The organism is Cupriavidus sp. GW821-FHT02F09 (genome assembly GCF_059421605.1).
Window position 1 is genome coordinate 60,044 of sequence record NZ_JBWKVH010000014.1, and the last position, 289, is coordinate 60,332.

1 protein-coding gene is annotated in these 289 nt (G+C 66.8%); it reads left to right on the forward strand.

What is annotated here, in order from left to right:
• Positions 1 to 289 (forward strand): hypothetical protein (locus AC07XB_RS17640; protein ID WP_494752798.1); only part of this gene is annotated, 289 nt, incomplete at both ends.

The window sequence follows — 289 nt, forward strand, 5'->3', positions numbered from 1 at the left end:
GAGCGACTGCCGCTCGATGAGCCCGCGCCATCGATCGTGTTGCCGCCGGAGCTACCGCTGGACGAACCATTGTTGCCAGACGAAGAACCACTACCCGACGAGCCGCTGCCGCTCGAGGAGCCAGTGCCATCGCTCGTGTTGCCGCCGGAGCTACCGCTGGAAGAGCCACCGCTGCCGGACGAAGAGCCGCTACCCGACGAGCGACTGCCGCTCGATGAGCCCGCGCCATCGATCGTGTTGCCGCCGGAGCTACCGCTGGACGAACCATTGTTGCCGGACGAAGAACCGC